This window comes from Streptomyces sp. MJM8645 (assembly GCF_001625365.1).
In the GTDB taxonomy this organism is placed as follows: domain Bacteria; phylum Actinomycetota; class Actinomycetes; order Streptomycetales; family Streptomycetaceae; genus Kitasatospora.
Map to the genome: position 1 here is coordinate 1,674,185 of NZ_LJJF01000001.1, position 17,153 is coordinate 1,691,337.

Sequence of the window (17,153 nt, forward strand, 5' to 3'; positions counted from 1 at the left end):
CGCCGGACCCGGAAGGAGGGAAACCGATGACGGACCCGAACACCCCGACGACGCCCGCGGCGGACGTCCTGGCCGCGCTGCTGGACGACCTGCGGGCCGAGAGCGCGGCGCTGGACGCCCTGGTGGCCGGACTGGACCCGGCCGGCTGGGCGCGCCCGACGCCCGCCGAGGGCTGGACGATCGCGCACCAGATCGCCCACCTGGCCTGGACCGACGACTGGACGGCGCTGGCCGCGCGCGACGCGGACGGCTTCGCCGCCACCCTCGACGAGCGCTTCGGCACGCTGCCGGCCGCCGGCGTCGACCCGGTGGACGAGGGCGCGGCGAGCGGCGCGGCCGCCGCACCCGCGGACCTGCTCGCCCGCTGGCGCGCCGGCCGGGAGGAGGTGTCGGCCGCACTGGCCGCCACCCCGGCCGGCACCCGGCTGCCGTGGTTCGGCCCGCCGATGAAGCCCGCCTCGATGGCCACCGCCCGACTGATGGAGACCTGGGCGCACGGCCAGGACGTCGCCGACGCGCTCGGCGCCGCCCGCGAGCCCACCGCCCGGCTGCGGCACATCGCCCACCTGGGGCTGCGCACCCTCGGCTTCGCGTTCACCCTGCACGGGCTGCCCGCCCCCGAATCGCCCGTCCGGCTCGAACTGACCGCGCCCGACGGCGGCCTGTGGACCTTCGGACCGGACGGCGCCACCGACCGGGTGACCGGCCCGGCCCTGGACTTCTGCCTCCTGGTGACGCAGCGCCGCCACCGCGACGACCTCGCCCTCACCGCCACCGGCCCCACCGCGACCGCCTGGCTCCCCATCGCCCAGGTCTTCGCCGGCGCCCCGGGCAAGGGGCGGACGCCCGCCCGAGTTGACTGATCGTCACATTCCCTGGTGTGGAGGGCGGTCCAGGATCCCGCCCTCGGCTCACCCCGCTCAGAGTCCGATCCGCAGCGGGGTGAGCCGGGTGGCGATCAGGTTGGTGGCGCCGCGGTCGCGCTCGATGCGGCCGTGGACCAGCAGGCCGGCCCGGTCGAGGGCGGTGCGGCGCTGGGACTCCCAGACCGGGCGGTTGCAGACCACGTTGATCAGGCCGGTCTCGTCCTCCAGGCTGAGGAAGAGCACCCCGCCGGCCGTCGGCGGCCGCTGCCGGTGGGTGACCAGGCCGCCGACCACCACCTCCGATCCCGGCGCCGCGTCGGGGAGTTCGGCGGCGGACAGGGCGCCGCCGCGCTCCAGGCGGGCGCGCAGGTGCTGGAGCGGGTGGCTGGTGGCGGAGGTTCCGGTGGCCCACAGGTCGGCGATGGTCTCCTCGACCGGGCTCATGCCGGGCAGCGGCGGCGCCTCCGCCCCGGGCGTGGTCCCCGGGATCAGCGCGGCCGAGATCCCGGCGAACGCCCCTGCCGTCCACAGTGCCTGACGCCTCGTCAATCCGAAGCAGTCGAAGGCGCCCGCCGTCGCCAGCGCCTCCAGCGCCGGCGCGGGCAGACCGGTGCGGCGCGCGAAGTCCTCCAGGTCGGCGTACGGTTGCCCGGCCGCGATCGCCGCGGCCTGCGGGGCGCCGATGCCGCGCACCGTCTCCAGGCCCAGCCGGATCGCCGGCTGCGGGCGGCCCGCGGTCAGCGGCGGCTCCGGCGTCGCCCCCCGGTGCGGCTCCAGGGTGGGGCGCGGCGCGCTGGCGTTGACGTCCACCCCGCGCACCCGCACGCCGTGCCGCCGGGCGTCCGCGACCAGGCTCAGCGGCGAGTAGAAGCCCATCGGCTGGTTGGCCAGCAGGGCGCAGGTGAAGGCAGCCGGGAAGTGGTACTTGAGCCAGGCGCTGGCGTACACCAGGTAGGCGAAGCTGATCGCATGGCTCTCCGGGAAGCCGTAGTTGGAGAACGCCTCGATCTTGCCGTAGACGTCCTCGGCGACCTCCTCGGGGATGCCACGCTCGGCCATCCCGCCGAGCAGCCGCTCGCGCAGCCGGGCGACCCGCTCGTGCGAGCGCTTGGCGCCCATCGCCTGCCGCAGCCGGTCCGCCTCGGCGGGCGTGAACCCGGCGCAGTCGATGGCGAGTTGCATCATCTGCTCCTGGAACAGCGGCACCCCGAGGGTCTTGCCGAGCGCGTTCTCCATCAGCGGGTGCGGGCAGCCGGCCGGTTCGGCGCCCGCCCGGCGGCGCAGGTACGGGTGCACGGAGCCGCCCTGGATCGGGCCGGGCCGGATCAGCGCGACCTCGACCACCAGGTCGTAGAAGTGGTCCGGCTTGAGCCGGGGCAGCGTCGCCATCTGGGCCCGCGACTCGATCTGGAACACGCCGACGGTGTCCGCCCGGCGCAGCATCGCGTACACGCCCGCGTCGCCGTCCGGGATGGTGGCCAGGTCGTAGCGCAGGCCGTGGTGCTCGGCGACCAGGTCGCAGGCGTCGTGCAGCGCGGCGAGCATGCCGAGGCCGAGCAGGTCGATCTTCACCAGCCCGGCACCGGCCGTGGACTCCTTGTCCCACTGCAGCACCGAGCGCCCGGGCATCCGGGCCCACTCGGTCGGGCAGATCTCGCCGATCGGCTCCCTGGTGAGCACCATGCCGCCCGAGTGGATGCCCAGGTGGCGCGGCAGGCCGTGGAGTTGGCCGGCGAGCGAGAGCACGTCGGCGGGGATCACGGCGTCCGCGCCGGGCGCGGAGCGGAAGTCGGTCTGCCGGCTGAACGCGTCCACCTGGCCCTGCGGGTAGCCGAGCACCCTGGCCGCGTCGCGGATCGCCAGCCGGGGCCGGTAGGTGATCACGTTGGCGACCTGCGCGGCGTGCTCGCGGCCGTAGCGGCGGTAGACGTACTGGATGACCTCCTCGCGGCGGCGGTTCTCGATGTCCAGGTCGATGTCGGGCGGCCCGTCCCGGGCGGTGGACAGAAAGCGTTCGAACAGCAGCTTGTAGTGGACCGGGTCGACGGCGGTGATCCCCAGGGCGTAGCAGACCGCCGAGTTGGCGGCCGAGCCACGGCCCTGGCACCAGATGTCCCGGCTCCGGCAGAAGTCGACGATGTCGTGCACGATCAGGAAGTAACCGGCCAGGTCGAGGTCCTCGATGACGTCCAGCTCCAGGGCGAGCTGGCGCCGGGCGGCCGCGTTGCCGGGCCCGAAGCGGGCCGGGCCCCCGGTGGCGACCAGGGCGCGCAGGTGGCTGATCTCGCTCTCGCCCTCCGGGACGGGGAAGCCCGGGAGCTCCGGGTCCAGCCTGGTGAAGTCGAAGGCGCAGGAACGGCCGAGTTCGGCGGTCGCCCGCCGCACCCCCGGGAAGCGGGCCAGCCGGGCGGCCATCTCCCGGCCGGAGCGCAGGTGCGCGGTGCCCGCGGCCCGCGTCCAGCCGACCGCGTCCTGGAGGGTGCGGCGCCCGTGCAGCGCGGCCAGGCTCTGCGCCAGCCGGCCCTGGGCCGGGCCGGCGTGGTGGGCGTTGGTGGAGGCGACCACCGGGAGGCCCTGCTCGGCGGCGAGCGCGGCGAGGGCGTCATTGCGCCGGTCGTCGCCGGGAAGCCACTGGTCGATCAGCTCCACGTGGACGTTGTCGCGGCCGAACGCCTCGGTCAGGGTGTGGAGTTGGTGCCCGGCCGTGCCGTCATCCAGCTTTGCCGGGACGCGGCCGAGGCGGCAGCCGGTGAGCACCGCCCAGTGGCCGCCGTGCGCCCCGGCCAGCGCCGCGAGGTCGTACACCGGGCGGCCCTTCGCGCCGCCGGCCAGCTGGGCGGCGGCGATCGCGGCGGACAGCCTGCGGTAGCCGGCCGGGTCGCGGGCCAGGACCAGCAAGTGTTCCACCTCTGTGCCGTTGTGACGGATCGTCAGTTCGGCGCCGAACGCGGTGGCCACGCCCGTCCCCCGGGCCGCCTCGGCCAGCCGGACCGCGCCGTACAGGCCGTCGTGGTCGGTGATCGCCAGTGTCTCCACGCCCAGCCGGGCCGCCTCGGCGACCAGGTCCTCCGGGTCGCTGGCGCCGTCCAGGAAGCTGAAGGCGGAGTGGACGTGCAGTTCGGCCCAGGGCTCGCTGCCGTCGCCGGGGGCTCCGGGGACTCCGGGGGCTCCGGGGGCGGGCTCCTCCTGGGCGGGGCGGCGCAGGGGAACGACCGTACGGTCCGGCACGGCACCGGTCAGGCGGCGGTGCAGCTCGCTCCAGGGGAGGGTGGGGTGGCTGGTGAAGCCCATCGGGGGTCGCCTTCGTTCTCGCGGTTCGTCACCTCTCCCCCCTCGGCCCCCTCGGATCTCCCCCCTCGGGCCGGTGGCCGTCAGTCGTAGCCGGCCTCCAGGTACCACGCACCCCCCTCCACCGTGAGCAGCAGCGCCCGGCCACCGCCCAGCACCACCTGGAACCGGGCCCGGCGGCGGGCGAGCGACTGGTCCCACCAGTACTCGACCGCCGGCCAGGGGCCGGTCCAGCCGTCCACCCGCTCCTGTCGCCCCTGCCCCTCCCTGCCCGACGGGCCATCGCGGAACACCACCAGGGCCGGGCGGGCCGACACCCCCGCCCGGCCGTCCACCGTGACCGGCAGCCCGGCCTCGTCCAGCACCCGCACCGGCACCGGCTCCCGCAGCACCACCGCCGGCCACACGTCCGGCAGCCGCCCGGGCCAGGGCGCGCCGGCCGGCCCCGCCGCCTCGTACGGTTCGCCCCACGGCACCTTGACCGCCTGCTCGCCCGGACCGCGCCCGCCGGCCGGCTCGATCCGGCGCAGCCCGGCATGCCCGAGCACCGCCTGCACCCGGGCCACCGCGCGCTCCACCCGGTCGTCCGCGACCGCCTGGCCCCACAGCGCCAACTGGCGCCCCTGGTCCGGGGAGAGGCCGTCGGGGGCCAGCCGGAGCAGGGCGAACCCGACGTCGGGCGCCTCCCCGGACGCCTCCCCGGACGCCTCCCCGGACGCGGCGAACGTGCCCGCGCCCTGCCAGGCCTGGAGTTGCCAGCGGACCCGCTCGGCCAGCGCCGTCGCCGACAGCCCGCCCTCGTGCCGCCACAGCCGCGAGGCCGTCCGCCCGTCCGCGCAGGCCACCTCGACGGCCACCCGGCGGCAGGTCAGCCCGGCCCCGGCCAGCCGCTGGTGCAGCTGCTCGGCCAGCGTGCGGGCGACGAACACCAACGGCTCCGCCAGCGGCTCGGGCGGGTCGAAGCGCTGCTCGACGGCGAGGTCCGGCTCCTGGTCGCGCGGCACCAGCGGGCGCGGCTGCAAGCCCCGGGCCAGCCGGTGCGCCACCGCCCCCGCCGGGCCGAAGCGGTCCGCGACCGCCTCGGGCGGCAGCGCGGCGAACGCCCCGACGGTCGGCAGGCCGAGCCGCCCCAGCACCTCCGCCAGCGCCTCGTCGCCGAGCACGCCCACCGGGTACGGCGCGAGGAACTCCGCCGTCCGCCCGGCCGGAACCAGCACTCCGGCGCGGGCGGCGAGCACGGCGGCGAACAGGCCGTCGGCGACGCCGACCTGGGCGGGCGGGGGCAGGGGGTGCTCCGTCGCGGTGGGGGTGGTGGGCGTGGCGGGCACGGCGACCGCGCCGGGGGCGGCGTCCGGGACCGGCTCCCGGGCCAACGCGTCCGCCACCGCCGTCCGGACCTTGGCCGCCAGCGCCTCCTCGCCGCCGAAGTAGCGGCCCGGCCCCTTCACCGGGATCGCGCACAGGCCCGGGCGGACCACCTCCACCCGGGGCGTGAACGCCTCCACCGCCGCGACCACCGGCTCGAAGCGGCCGGTCTCCGCCTCCGGGTCGCGGTCGCGCAGCTCCAGCGCCGGGCAGAGCCGCTGGGCCAGCTTGAGCCGCTGCCCCTGCCGCACCCCGGCCGCCCGGGCACCCGCCGAGCAGGCGAGGATCCACCCGCCCTCGGTCACCGCCACCGGGTCGTCGCCGGTGACGGCCGCCACCGGCCAGTCCGGGCACCAGATGACCAGCACCCGCGGTGTCCTGTCGTCCACCATCGCTCACACCACCGCTACCCGTTCGAGCGGCTGCTCGACGACCCCGGGCCGCCCCGGAACGGGACGCTCCAGGACGGGGCGCGCCAGGGCCGGCCGGTCCAGGACCGGCCGTACCGCGCCGTGCTCGTCCGGCAGCCAGAGCCGGGCGGTCCGCCCGCGCACCGCCGAACCGCGCCCCTCGGCCACCACCTCCACCTGCCGCCCGGCGAGCTGCCCGTAACCGTCCCCCAGCCCGAACCAGCGCCCGGACCGCACCCCCAGCCGCAGGGCCGCCCCCGGCCACGGCCCGGCCACCAGCAGCACGCAGCCGCTGCGCCGCAGTACCGCCGCCAGCCGGGTGGCCAGCTTCGGCGGCACCGGGCCGTCCGGGCGCAGCATGACCAGTTCGACCGCGCCGGCCAGCACCGACACCACCTCGGCCCAGTGCGGCCCCGGGTCGTCCGCGACCAGCAGCCGCCGCAGGTCCAGCCCGTACCCCTCGGCCGCGGCCAGCCCCAGATCCGGCAGCCCGACGGCCGCCGCCCAGCCGCCCTCGGTCTCCTTCACCCCGGCCGCCAGCGCCAGCAGCAGCCCGGTGTCCCCGCCCGCCACCGACACCGCCGTCCCCCGCCGCAGCCCGCCATCCGGCAGCACCTCCCGCAGCGCCGGCACCACCGGCAGCACGCCCCGCCCGGCCTGCTTGTCCTGCCCGTCCTGCTTGTCCTGCCCGTCCGCCGGCACGGCGGCCGGCGCCACCGGCCGGAGCGTCGGTCGCTCGGCGATGGAATCGAAAGCAGGTTCGAAAACGGACACAACCCCAGGATCGAACATTCGTTCGTAAAGATTCAAGTCCACACCCTCCCCGCCCCGCCCGTCACACTCCGCAGCTCCCCCTTGCCGGCCCCTGGGTGCACGGAAATCGATGGACAGGTCCGACACGATCAACAGACTGATGCCATGACGGCAACCAGCCCCAAGACCGATCCCAAAACCGACCTCCGGATCTACCTCCAGGACGCCCGCGACGTCCTGCTGTGGAAGCTCGACGGCCTCTCCGAGTACGACCTCCGGCGCCCGCTGACCCCGACCGGGACCAACCTGCTGGGGCTGGTCAAGCACGTCACCGGGGCCGAGGCGATGTACTTCGGCGACACCTTCGGGCGGCCGTTCCCCGAACCGACGCCGCTGTGGTTCACCGGCGACGCCGAGCCGAACGCCGACCTGTGGGCGCGGGCGGACGAGACGACGGAAGAGATCACCGGGCGCTACCGCCGGGTCTGGGCGCACACCGACGCCACCATCGAGGCGCTACCGCTGGACGCGATCGGCCGGATACCGTTCGGCCGGCGGGCCGAGCAGACCCTGCACCGGATCCTCGTCCACATGATCGCCGAGACCCACCGCCACGCCGGCCACGCCGACCTCCTCCGCGAACTCGTCGACGGCACCACCGGCCAGCGCCCCGACGGGATCAACACCGCCCCCGGCGACGCGGCCTGGTGGCAGGCCCACCACGCCCGCGTGGAGCGGGCCGCCCGGGAGGCCGGCGGGCTCGTCTGACCCGCCCGGTACAGGCTGGAGCCCTGCGGTGGCTTGCGGTGGCTTGCGGTGGCTTGTCCGCGCTGGTGTCGGATGGGGCGGCTAGGGTCTGGGGGTCAAGGGTCGGGGCGGTGGAAGGCGGGGGACGTGGGGGGCATGGGGGACGTGGGGTGTGCGCGGGTGGCGGCGGACGGGTTGCCGAGTGGGGTGGTGCACCCGGGGAGCCGGGAGTTCCTGATCCGGGAGGGGCTGCCGCTCTCGGGGGCGTTCCTGGACTTCGGGGTGCTCGGCGACGGGGCGTTGGCGGCGCTGCCCGAGGCGGAGCGGCTGTTCGTCTTGGGCGAGACGGAGTACTGCGCGCCGTTCGCCGCGGCCGGCGGCCTGGTGCTGCTCGACGGAACGACCGGCGAGGTGTTCCTCGGCGAACCGGGCCCGCGGCGGGACCTGCTGGCCTCCGGTCTGCCCGCGCTGGCCGGATTGGTGCGGGAGGTGGAGGCGGTCGCCGAGGCGGCCCGGCGGGCGGACGCGCTGAACGGGCGGCGCGGCCCCGCGGTGGTCGCCGAGGTGACGGCCGGGGCCGAACGGCGGATGCGGGAGATCGACCCCGGACTGTTCGAACGGTCCGCGACACCGCCCGCGCACTGGGGCACGGCACTGCTCGTGCGAGCACTGGGCTGGGGCGCGCTGCCCGGCGGTCCGGGCGGTCCGGCGTACGAGGTCGGCCCGGAGCTGGTGGCGGAGCTCGCCGCGCTGACGGGCGAGGAGGGCGGCGCGGGCCTGGTGCACCGCTACCGGGCGGAGGAACTGCCCGCCGGGCTGGTGCACGAGCCGACCCGGCGGCTGCTGACCGAGATCGGGCTGCCGCTGGGCGGGGCGATGTTCGGGGTCTGCGAGGAGCCGCTGGTCACGATGGCGGAGGCGTACCCGGAGTACTTCGACGGCGAGGAGGAACGCCCGTACCAGCGGGAGTTCCTGGCGCTCGGCGACTGGCCGACCGATCTGACGATCGCCCTGGACGGCGTCACCGGCCGCCTGGAACTGCCGGACTGGTACGACGACGGCCAGCCGGAGGCCTACCTCAACCGCGACCTGTCCGCCCTGCTGTACGCGCTGTGGACGTACGAGCGGCTGCGCGCCGAGTGGGAACGCTGGGACTGCGGGCGGGGCCGGGACACCTGGGCGGTGTTCGACCCGCAGTCGCTGCTGAGCACCGTGGTGGACCGGCTCGTGGAGGCCGTCGACCCGGAGGCGTTCGCCTCGCCCGGGTGCTCGTGGCGGCTGCTCGCCGAGGACGCGCACATGGGCGGCCTGCTCGGGTGATCCCGGCGGCGCCCCGGACAGTGCGCCGGTACGCTGCCCCGGTGACGAACATCCGTACGGCGACCGGGCGACGGCGGGCGGTGCTGCTCACCTTCGGCGCCGTCCTGTCCCTCGCGGCGGCGGGCTCGCTGTACGGGCTGCTGTACGTGCGGTCACTGGACTTCGGCGAGCGCTGCGAGCAGGGCCTCGTGCCCGGCGGCGGACGGCTGCTGGAGACGGGCGCGTCCTGGCTGCCGCCGGACGCGTGGTGCCGGTTCGAGGACGGGAGCATGTCCACCACGCCGTTCTGGGCGCTGCTGCTGTTCTACGCCCTGCTGACCCTGGTCGTCTGGTCGGTGACCGCGCTGCTGCGGATCCACCGCCCGCGCCCGCACCTGGGGCTGGACTGGCAGCCGGGGCACGGGCCGGGCTGGTAGGCCTTCAGGCCTGTCGGGGCTGCGCGGGGAGCTGGGTGGGGACGGGGCCTTCGGAGGCTTCGGCTTCGGCTTCGGCGTCGGCGTCGGGGAGCCGGCGGCGGGTGCGGATCGGGGAGAGGAAGACCGGCAGGAAGGCCACCGCGAGGACGGCTCCGCCGAACCAGAGGGTGGCCCGCAGGCCGACGAGTTCGCCGAGCAGCCCGGACAGCGCGGAGCCGATCGCGAGCGCGCCGGTGAGCAGGAAGCGGAAGGTGGCGTTCATCCGGCCGAGGAGCGCGTCCGGGGTCATCCGCTGGCGCAGGCTCACCCCGAGGACGTTGTCCATCCCGGTCTTGAGCGAGACCAGCAGCCAGCCCGCCCCCGCCGCGAACAGCCAGGGGCCGTGCCCGATCAGCGGCACCAGCAGCCCGGCGGGCGCCACGCAGACGCCGGCCAGGCCGAGCGTGCGTCCGTAGCCGAGTCGGGCGGCGATCGGGCGGGCGCAGCGCGAGCCGAGCAGGGTGCCGACCCCGCCGACCGCCCAGAACAGGCCCAACGCCCCGGCGGGAAGGCCCAGTTCCCGCACGAACAGCACCGGGAGCAGGGTATTGACGAGTTGGAAGCCCAGGTTGGTGAGGGCCCCGGTGAGAGCGAGCGCGCGCAGTTCCCGGTTGCCGAGGACGTGCCGCAGCCCCTCGGCGATCTGTGCTCCGAGCCCGCCTCCCCCGGGCCGATCGCCGCCGCCCCCGCCCCCGCCCCCGTCGGCGATCGGCTCGGGGGTGGAGGCGGGGGTGCGGCGCAGCCCGATCAGGCGAAGCGCCGAGCCGAGGTGGCTGAGCGCGGTCGCGACGATCGCGAACGGCGCGGTGAGCAGTTGGACCAGCAGGCCGCCCGCGCCGCGCCCGGCGACGTTGCCGACCGCCATCAGGCCGACGACGGCGGCGTTCGCCTGCACCAGGTGCCCGCGGCCGACCAACCGGGGCAGCACGCTCTGCGAGCCGACGTCGAAGAAGACCGTCGCGCAGCCGGTGAGCAGCGCGACCGCGTACAGCTGCCAGAGGGTGAGCCCGCCCAGCCACCAGGTGAGCGGGATCGAGGCGTACAACGCGGCCTTCACCAGGTCGGCGACGATCAGCACGCGGCGGTGGCGCATCCGGTCCACCCAGGCGCCGGCGGGCAGGCCGATGAGCAGGAAGGCGAGGGTGCTCAGGGTGGCGAGGACGCCGACCTGCCCCGGGCTCGCGTCGAGCGCCTCGACGGCGATCAGCGGGACGGCGACGTAGCCGACGTTGGTGCCGAGTTGGGCGAGGGCGGTCGCGGTGAAGAGGGTGCGGAAGTCGGCGGTTCGCCAGAGGGAGTGGGGGTGCATGGTCCGTTCAGTCGCGTGAAGCGGTGGGGGTCGGCATGAGGGCGGGGGCCTGGGCCCGGTGATGTTTCGTCAGAAAAACACCGGCGAGTACGACGATCATTCCGGCGACGGTCCGGATCGTCAGCTCCTCGCCGAGGACGAGCGCGCCGAGCGCCGTGGAGACCACCGGTAGCAGATAGCCGACGGTCGCCGCACTCGTGGGGCCTTCCGTGGCGATGAGACGGTAGTTGAGGTGGAAGGTGAGCCCGGTGCAGGCGACGCCGAGGACGGCGACGGCGACGAGTCCCAGCGGATCGGCGCCCGCGACCGGGTCGAGCGAACCGCTGACCGGGAGCGCGAGCGTGCTCAGCCCGGCCGCGGCCGTGAGCTGGGCGGCGGAGAGCGCCAACGGGCCCGTTCCCGTGCCGGTGAGGGCACGGGCCATGTAGGCGAAGGCGATCGCGTAACTGGCCGCCGCGCCGAGCAGGGCGAGCGCCGGCAGGACCGGGAGGCCGCCGCCGTCCCGCCACGGGGAGAAGATCAGCAGCACGCCCGCGAAGCCGAGCACCAGACCGCCCAACCGCAGCGGGCCGCGGGCGCGTTCGGTGCCGAGGGCCCGTTCGGTGCCGAGCGCGAGACCGACCAGCAGGGACCAGAGTGGGGTGGTCGCGTGCAGCACCCCGGCCAGGCCGGAACCGACGCCGCGCTCGCCGTACGCGGTCAGCAGGAACGGCAGCGCGTTGCAGAGCAGCGCCGCCAGCGTGAGCCGGCGCCAGACGGCGGCGCCGCGCGGCAGGCGCTGCCGGGCGGAACGGGCGAGCAGCAGCAGGACGGCGGCGCCGAGGACCGAGCGGAGCACGGTGATCTGCACGGGGGTGAGCCCGTGCTGGAGCGCGAGCCGGATCCAGAGGAAGCCCGAGCCCCAGAACAGGGCGAGAACGGCCATCCGCAGCACGGGCGGTGCTCCTTCTGTCGAGGTGACGGTGTCGGGTGTGTCGGGGTCGGGTGTGTCGGGGTCGGGTGCCCGGGGGCGGTGTCGGGTGCCAGGGGGGTGTCGGGGTGTTCGACGACGGTCCCGCGACGGGACCCGGTAGCACAAGCGAAATGTTCTTCACCACCTTTAAGCTGAGCTACATGACTGAGGTACTCGACGTCCGACGGATGCAGGTCCTGCGGGCCGTGGTCGACCACGGCTCGGTGAGCGCGGCGGCCGGCGCGCTCGGCTACACCCCGTCCGCCGTCAGCCAGCAGGTGGCGGTGCTGGAGCGGGAGACCGGGACGGCCCTGCTGGAACGCGTCGGGCGCGGCGTGCGGCCGACCGCCGCCGGACTGCTGCTCGCCGGGCACGCTGCCGTCATCGAGCGGCAGGTCGCGGAGGCCGGCGCGGCGCTGGCCGACCTGCGGGCCGGGCGCAGCGGCAGCCTGACCGTGCGCTACTTCGCCACGGCCGGTGCCGCGTTGGTGGCCCCGGCGGTGGCCGCGTTCCGCCGAACACACCCGGGCGTACGGCTCGACCTCGGCATGACCGACCCGGAGGACCCGCTCACCGAGGTGCTGGACGGCCGGGCCGACCTCGCGGTGGTGGTCCGGTCCGACGGCGCCGCGCACCCCGGCCTGCGGCTGGTCCACCTGCGCGACGACCCGTACCGGGCGGTGCTGCCCAGGGGCCACCGGCTCGCCGCGAAGCGCGTCCTGGACCTCGCCGAGCTCGCGGACGAGCCCTGGGTGGGGGCCGAGCCGCCCGGCCCGTGCCGGGAGGTCGTCCGGGGGGCCTGCGACGCGGCCGGGTTCGGGCCGTCCATCGCGGTGGACAGCGCCGACTACGCGACGGCGCAGGGCTTCGTCGCGGCCGGACTAGGCGTCGCCCTGGTCCCCGCCCTGGGACTCGCCCAGCGCCACCCGGGCGTCACCGTACGTCGGCTCCGCGGCCCGGAGCCGGTCCGTGCACTGCACGCCGCAGTACGCGAGGGCGCCTGGGGGCAGCCGGTGCTCGGCGCGCTGGTCTCCGCGCTGCGGGCGGCGGCGCAGCCGTAGTACCACCGGCCCGGCCGCCTCCGGGCGGTGGCGGTGCGATCTCACTCTCGCGGGGGCCGGGTTAGCGCCCGTACAGCGGACGGCAAAGGCACGGACAGGACACGGACAAGGCACGGACAAGGCTGCGCCAATTCGCTGAAGAGAGTCGAAGAGAGCTGAAGAGAAAGGAAGTACGGAACGTGGACAGTGCTACCGGGGACCTCTACCGGGCCTTCGCGGAGCGGGAGGCCCGCGGCAACTCGGCGAGCTACCAGGACCTCGCCGAACGCGTCGCCGGGGACGAGGAGTTGTGCGCCCTGCTGGACGGGCTGCCGGTCGCGAAGCGGCAGCCGAATCTGCTGTTCGGTTCGGTCCGCCACCTCGGCGGACCGGTGACGGCCGGCTATCCGGCCTTCCGCACCTGGGTATCGGCGCACTGGGACGAGGTCGCGGCGACGATGCTGCGACGGCGGACGCAGACCAACGAGGCCGGCCGGTGCGCCACCCTGCTGCCGCTGCTGTCGGCGCTGCCGCAGCCGCTCGCGCTGATCGAGGTGGGGGCCTCGGCGGGGCTCTGTCTCTACCCCGACCGGTACCGGTACCGGTACACGGTTGACGTGGGCGAAGTGCGCGAAGCGGGCGACCCGGCAGTCGAGTTCGGTGCCCAGGAGAGCCCGGTGACGCTGGAGTGCGCGGTGCGCGGGCCGGTACCGCTGCCGGCGTCGCTGCGGGAGCGGCTGCCCGAGGTGGTGTGGCGCGCCGGGATCGACCTCAACCCGCTGGACGTCCGGGACGAGGGGGACGTGCGCTGGCTGGAGTCGCTGGTCTGGCCCGAGCAGGCCCACCGGCTGGAGCGGCTGCGCGGCGCCGTCCAGGTCGCCCGGACCGAGCCGCCGCACCTGGTGCGCGGCGATCTCAACGCGACGGTACGGGAGTTGGTGGCGCAGGTGCCTGCCGGTGCCACGCCGGTGGTGTTCCACAGCGCGGTGCTCGCCTACCTGTCCCCGGAGGCGCGCGAGGAGTTCGCGGTGACCATGCGCGGCCTGCCCGGGCACTGGATCTCCAACGAGGCCGTCTCGGTGCTGCCGGCCGTCGAGCGGCGCCTCCCCCGCCCGGCGCCCGCCGGATCCGGGCTGTTCGCGCTCGCCCTGGACGAGCGGCCGGTGGCCTTCACCGGACCGCACGGGCAGTCCCTCCACTGGTTCCGGTCCCGGGACGGTCTCGGGGCTTGAAGCTGCCGCAGCGGCAGCTTCTACCGTCGTGACCAGGGCCGGAGGAACCGGCCCTGGTCCAAGCGAACGTGAACGAGGGAGACGGCGCATGGCAACGGCTTGGCCGATCGCGGAAGTCGTCCGGATGTCGGGCGTGACCGCCCGGACCCTGCGGCACTACGACGAGATCGGCCTGCTGCCCCCGGCCTGGATCGGCTCGAACGGCCACCGCTACTACGAGGAGCGGCAGTTGCTCCAGCTGCAACAGATCCTCGTGCTGCGGGCGCTGGGGGTCGGGCTGACCGGGATCGCCCGGATCCTGGGCGACCAGGTGGACGAGCTGGAGGCCCTGCGGGACCACCGGCACCGGCTGCTCGCCGAGCGCGACCGGCTCGACACCCTGGCCGCCACCGTCTCCCGCACGATCGCCGACCTGGAACGTTCCCGAAAGGACGGCACATCCATGACCAGCATCAACCGCCCGGAGAACCTGTTCGAGGGCATCGAGCCCGGCGACGTCGAGGAGAGCCTGCGGGACTTCCCCGAGCACGCCGAGGCGGCGCGGCGCGCTACCGCCGCGATGAGCCAGGCCGACGTCGAGGCCGGACAGCGCGAGCGGACGGCACGGATGATCCGCCTGGCGGAACTGCTGGCGGCTGGCCACCCGGCGGACGCCGAGCCCGTGCAGAGCCACATCGACGCCGAGTACCTGGCGCTCACCGCCCTCCGGACGGTCTCCGTCGAGGAGTTCCGCGCGATCGCGCGCTCCTGCACGGAGAACGCCCAGTGGAGCGCCGCGTACGAGGCCATCACCCCGGGCCTGGCCGCGTACCAGCGGGCCGCCATGGAGGCGTACGCGGAGGCGCGGCTGGCCTGAGCCACCGGCGGGGCGGGGCGGCAGGGCCCGGCCTCTCTGCCGCCCCAGTCGGGGTGGCAGGGAGGGCCCGCCCCGCCTCGCCCCGCCGTCACTCGGTGCGCAGCGCCGTGACCGTCCGGGTGCGGGCGGTCCAGGCGGCGGGGAGGAGGGCGCCGAGCAGCGCCAGCACCAGGCCGCCGAGTATCAGCGGCCCCACCACCGAGGGGTGGAACACGGTGAGGTCCGCCTCCGGCACCCCGACCCCGGCGGCGCGGGCCATCGCCGGCATCACCTGGTGGTGTAGCAGGATCCCGATCGGGACCCCGATCAGCCCGGCCACCAGCCCGCTGCCGCAGACCGAGGTGAGCACCATGCCGACCGTCTGCCGGGGCGACATCCCCAGCGCCTTGAGCACCCCGAGGTCGTGCACCCGCTCCCGGGTGTCCAGCAGCACCGTGTTGAGCACGCCCAGGCCGGCCACCACGGCCAGCAGCAGGGTGAGCGTCCCGGCGAGGGTGTTCATGGCCAGCATCACGATGCTGATCTGCTGCCGGCCCGCTTCGGCGCTCAGGCCCAGCGGCCGGACGGCGTCGTCGAGCCCGTCCGCGTACGCCTGCGCGTCCGTGCCCGGGGTGAGGTCGATCTGGAAGGCGACCGTGTCGGCCTGGACGGCGGTGCCGAGCGGGGCCAGTGCGGCCCGGTCGACGAACACCTGGTCGTTGGTGGTCAGGACCTCACCACTGATCCGCACCGGGGTGCTGCGCCCGTGGTCGGTGAGGGTGACGGTGTCGCCGACGCGCACCTGGTTGGCGCGCAGGAAGGCGGTGGCGACGACCACCTCGCCGGGGCCCTGGAACCACCGGCCGGAGATCAGCTGGTAGCCGCCCCAGGAGGCGTCCCCGGTGAAGGCGATCACCGCGGTGCGTCCGGTGTTTCCGGCCACGGCGACCGGCGTCGGAGCGGTGCTGTACCAGGCCCGGGTGCCGGGGCGGTCGGCGATCGCCCTGGCCGCGGCGGCCTCGTCCACGTGGTCGGGGGCCTTCGTCGAGCTCTCGATCGGGGTCTGGACCACGACCTTGCCGGAGCGCCCGGCCTGGAGGCCGTCTTGGAAGGAGCCGAGCGAGAGCGTCAGGCCGACGCACAGGGTGACTCCGGCCGTGCCGAGCACCACCGCGGCGGCCGTGGTCGCCGAGCGGCCCGGCCGGGTGAGCGGGGTCGCCAGCCCGAGGCTCAGGGCGCGCGGCACCGGTAGGCGGCCGATGAACTGCTGGACCCTGGCGACCGGGCCCGACGCCCCGGCCGGACTCGACGCCCCGGCCGGGCCCGACGTGTCGACCCGACCAGACGCACTCGCCTGACCGGAAGCCCCCGCCCGGCCCGGGCCGTTGCGGGAGGCTGCCCGCCGGGCGCCCGGCGCCGTCCGGCCGACCGCGAGCGCCTCCACCGTACGCAGCCGGCCGGCCCGCAGCGCGGGCACCAGAGCGGTGCCCGCCACGGCTGCCAGGGCCACCGCCGAAACGGCGACGTCCACCCAGAGCGGGATGCCGAGCAGGCCGCCGCGCAGGGCCTTGTGCGCCACCCCGAGGACGGGTACGGACAGCAGGTTCCCGCCGAGCACGCCGAGCGCCGTACCGACCCCGGCCGGGATCAGTGCCTGGCCGACGTAGGCGCGCGCCACCTGGGACGGGGTGAAGCCGAGCGATTTGAGGATGCCGATCCGCCGGGTGGCGGCGCTGACGGCGCCACTGACCACGACGCCGATGATCAGCACCGACATGGCCAGGCCGAGCACCCCGAAGGCCGTCACGAACGGGACGAAGGTCGCGGCCGTCCGGTTGGCCTCCGTCTGGGCCGGCCGGTACGAGGTGGCCCTGGCGAGGGCGCCGCCCGGCACCGCGGCGGCGAGCGCCGCGCGGTCGGCCTCCACCTCGGCGTCGGTGTCGGCGTGGGCGAAGCGGTAGAGGTACTGGGCGGCGGGCGCCGCACCGGGCGCGGTGAGCCCGGCGACCTGTTCGGGAGCGATCCAGCCGTCCGCGCTCCAGGAGGGGGAGGCGGCCAGGCCGACGACCTTGAGGGTCGGGTGCCCGGGGAGACCGGGGAACTGCATGCTGTCGCCGACGCCCAGCGGCGAGTGGCCGTCCAGGAACACCACCTCGCCGGGGCCGGCGAGCCAGCGGCCCATGGTGATCCGCAGGCCGTCCAGCGGGCCGTCCTTCGCCCGGCCGACCAGCGTCACCGGCGGGAGCAGGCTGCCGGCCGGCGGGATCCGGAGCTCGTCGCCGGCGCGCGGCTGGACGGTGAGCGCCGGGTAGGGGCCGGCCGAGGCCGTCACGCCGGGGGCGTGCGCGGTCGCGGCGAGTTGGGCGGGGCTCGCCCTGGCCGGGTCGTACAGCACGTTGAGGTGCGCGCCGCGCTGGTCGGCGAAGGTGCGCTGGTACGGGCCCTGGGAGGCGACCAGCAGGCCCGTGGCGAGGATGCACGCCGTCACGGCCGCCATCGTGGTGAGCACCATGACCAGGGTCTGCACCCGCTTGCGGCCGACCCCGGCGCGAACCACCTTGCCCAGTACGCTCATGCGCCC

13 protein-coding genes are annotated in these 17,153 nt (G+C 75.6%); 7 read left to right on the forward strand and 6 right to left on the reverse strand.

What is annotated here, in order from left to right; all coding sequences use genetic code 11:
• Positions 1 to 26 precede the first annotated feature (26 nt).
• On the forward strand, positions 27 to 863 hold the full coding sequence (locus tag A6F73_RS07040) for a TIGR03084 family metal-binding protein (protein WP_063346990.1): 837 nt from the start codon (positions 27 to 29) through the stop codon (positions 861 to 863).
• Between the two features lie 57 nt (positions 864 to 920).
• Here A6F73_RS07040 and A6F73_RS07045 read toward each other — a convergent pair whose 3' ends face one another.
• From A6F73_RS07045 to A6F73_RS07055, 3 genes are all read right to left on the reverse strand, one after another.
• Entirely contained in the window at positions 921 to 4,157 is a 3,237-nt protein-coding gene (locus A6F73_RS07045; protein WP_063346991.1) for an error-prone DNA polymerase, read from the reverse strand.
• A gap of 80 nt (positions 4,158 to 4,237) precedes the next feature.
• Complete coding sequence (locus tag A6F73_RS43915; RefSeq protein WP_063346992.1) at positions 4,238 to 5,911, reverse strand: DNA polymerase Y family protein; 1,674 nt, start codon at positions 5,909 to 5,911, stop codon at positions 4,238 to 4,240.
• A gap of 3 nt (positions 5,912 to 5,914) precedes the next feature.
• Positions 5,915 to 6,646, reverse strand: coding sequence for a hypothetical protein (locus A6F73_RS07055; RefSeq protein ID WP_063346993.1), 732 nt, complete (start codon positions 6,644 to 6,646; stop codon positions 5,915 to 5,917).
• A 201-nt stretch (positions 6,647 to 6,847) separates the two neighbouring features.
• Between A6F73_RS07055 and A6F73_RS07060 the strand changes: the two genes are divergently transcribed.
• The 3 genes from A6F73_RS07060 (at position 6,848) to A6F73_RS07070 (ending at position 9,165) form a co-directional block, all read left to right on the forward strand.
• Positions 6,848 to 7,450, forward strand: a complete 603-nt coding sequence (locus tag A6F73_RS07060) for a DinB family protein (protein ID WP_063346994.1) — start codon at positions 6,848 to 6,850, stop codon at positions 7,448 to 7,450.
• Positions 7,451 to 7,639: 189 nt separating this feature from the next.
• Positions 7,640 to 8,749 (forward strand): SUKH-4 family immunity protein, encoded by a 1,110-nt coding sequence (locus A6F73_RS07065; protein ID WP_244293319.1) that lies wholly within the window; start codon positions 7,640 to 7,642, stop codon positions 8,747 to 8,749.
• Between the two features lie 41 nt (positions 8,750 to 8,790).
• Positions 8,791 to 9,165, forward strand: a complete 375-nt coding sequence (locus tag A6F73_RS07070; protein WP_159398386.1) for a hypothetical protein — start codon at positions 8,791 to 8,793, stop codon at positions 9,163 to 9,165.
• Between the two features lie 4 nt (positions 9,166 to 9,169).
• On the opposite strand, the gene A6F73_RS07075 is transcribed toward A6F73_RS07070, so the two are convergent.
• Together A6F73_RS07075 and A6F73_RS07080 are read right to left on the reverse strand one after the other, a co-directional pair.
• Positions 9,170 to 10,513, reverse strand: a complete 1,344-nt coding sequence (locus A6F73_RS07075) for an MFS transporter (protein ID WP_079135492.1) — start codon at positions 10,511 to 10,513, stop codon at positions 9,170 to 9,172.
• A 7-nt stretch (positions 10,514 to 10,520) separates the two neighbouring features.
• Positions 10,521 to 11,438, reverse strand: a complete 918-nt coding sequence (locus A6F73_RS07080; protein WP_063350999.1) for a DMT family transporter — start codon at positions 11,436 to 11,438, stop codon at positions 10,521 to 10,523.
• A gap of 215 nt (positions 11,439 to 11,653) precedes the next feature.
• On the opposite strand from A6F73_RS07080, the gene A6F73_RS07085 reads away from it, so the two are divergent.
• From A6F73_RS07085 to A6F73_RS07095, 3 genes are all read left to right on the forward strand, one after another.
• Positions 11,654 to 12,526: a LysR family transcriptional regulator gene (locus A6F73_RS07085; protein ID WP_063351000.1), complete on the forward strand. Its 873-nt coding sequence runs from the start codon at positions 11,654 to 11,656 to the stop codon at positions 12,524 to 12,526.
• Positions 12,527 to 12,705: 179 nt separating this feature from the next.
• A complete protein-coding gene (locus A6F73_RS07090) occupies positions 12,706 to 13,737 on the forward strand; it encodes a DUF2332 domain-containing protein (RefSeq protein ID WP_079135493.1) in 1,032 nt (343 codons plus the stop codon).
• An 88-nt stretch (positions 13,738 to 13,825) separates the two neighbouring features.
• On the forward strand, positions 13,826 to 14,593 hold the full coding sequence (locus A6F73_RS07095) for a MerR family transcriptional regulator (protein ID WP_063346998.1): 768 nt from the start codon (positions 13,826 to 13,828) through the stop codon (positions 14,591 to 14,593).
• Positions 14,594 to 14,681: 88 nt separating this feature from the next.
• Here the strand turns inward: A6F73_RS07095 and A6F73_RS07100 are convergent, their stop codons facing one another.
• Positions 14,682 to 17,147 (reverse strand): ABC transporter permease, encoded by a 2,466-nt coding sequence (locus A6F73_RS07100; protein WP_063346999.1) that lies wholly within the window; start codon positions 17,145 to 17,147, stop codon positions 14,682 to 14,684.
• Positions 17,148 to 17,153: the final 6 nt, after the last annotated feature.

Coding starts and splice junctions, on each gene's coding strand:
- A6F73_RS07040 (WP_063346990.1), top strand. CDS start 27: ATGACGGACCCGAACACCCCGACGACGCCCGCGGCGGACGTCCTGGCC.
- A6F73_RS07045 (WP_063346991.1), bottom strand. CDS start 4,157: ATGGGCTTCACCAGCCACCCCACCCTCCCCTGGAGCGAGCTGCACCGC.
- A6F73_RS43915 (WP_063346992.1), bottom strand. CDS start 5,911: ATGGTGGACGACAGGACACCGCGGGTGCTGGTCATCTGGTGCCCGGAC.
- A6F73_RS07060 (WP_063346994.1), top strand. CDS start 6,848: ATGACGGCAACCAGCCCCAAGACCGATCCCAAAACCGACCTCCGGATC.
- A6F73_RS07075 (WP_079135492.1), bottom strand. CDS start 10,513: ATGCACCCCCACTCCCTCTGGCGAACCGCCGACTTCCGCACCCTCTTC.
- A6F73_RS07080 (WP_063350999.1), bottom strand. CDS start 11,438: ATGGCCGTTCTCGCCCTGTTCTGGGGCTCGGGCTTCCTCTGGATCCGG.
- A6F73_RS07085 (WP_063351000.1), top strand. CDS start 11,654: ATGCAGGTCCTGCGGGCCGTGGTCGACCACGGCTCGGTGAGCGCGGCG.
- A6F73_RS07095 (WP_063346998.1), top strand. CDS start 13,826: ATGGCAACGGCTTGGCCGATCGCGGAAGTCGTCCGGATGTCGGGCGTG.
- A6F73_RS07100 (WP_063346999.1), bottom strand. CDS start 17,147: ATGAGCGTACTGGGCAAGGTGGTTCGCGCCGGGGTCGGCCGCAAGCGG.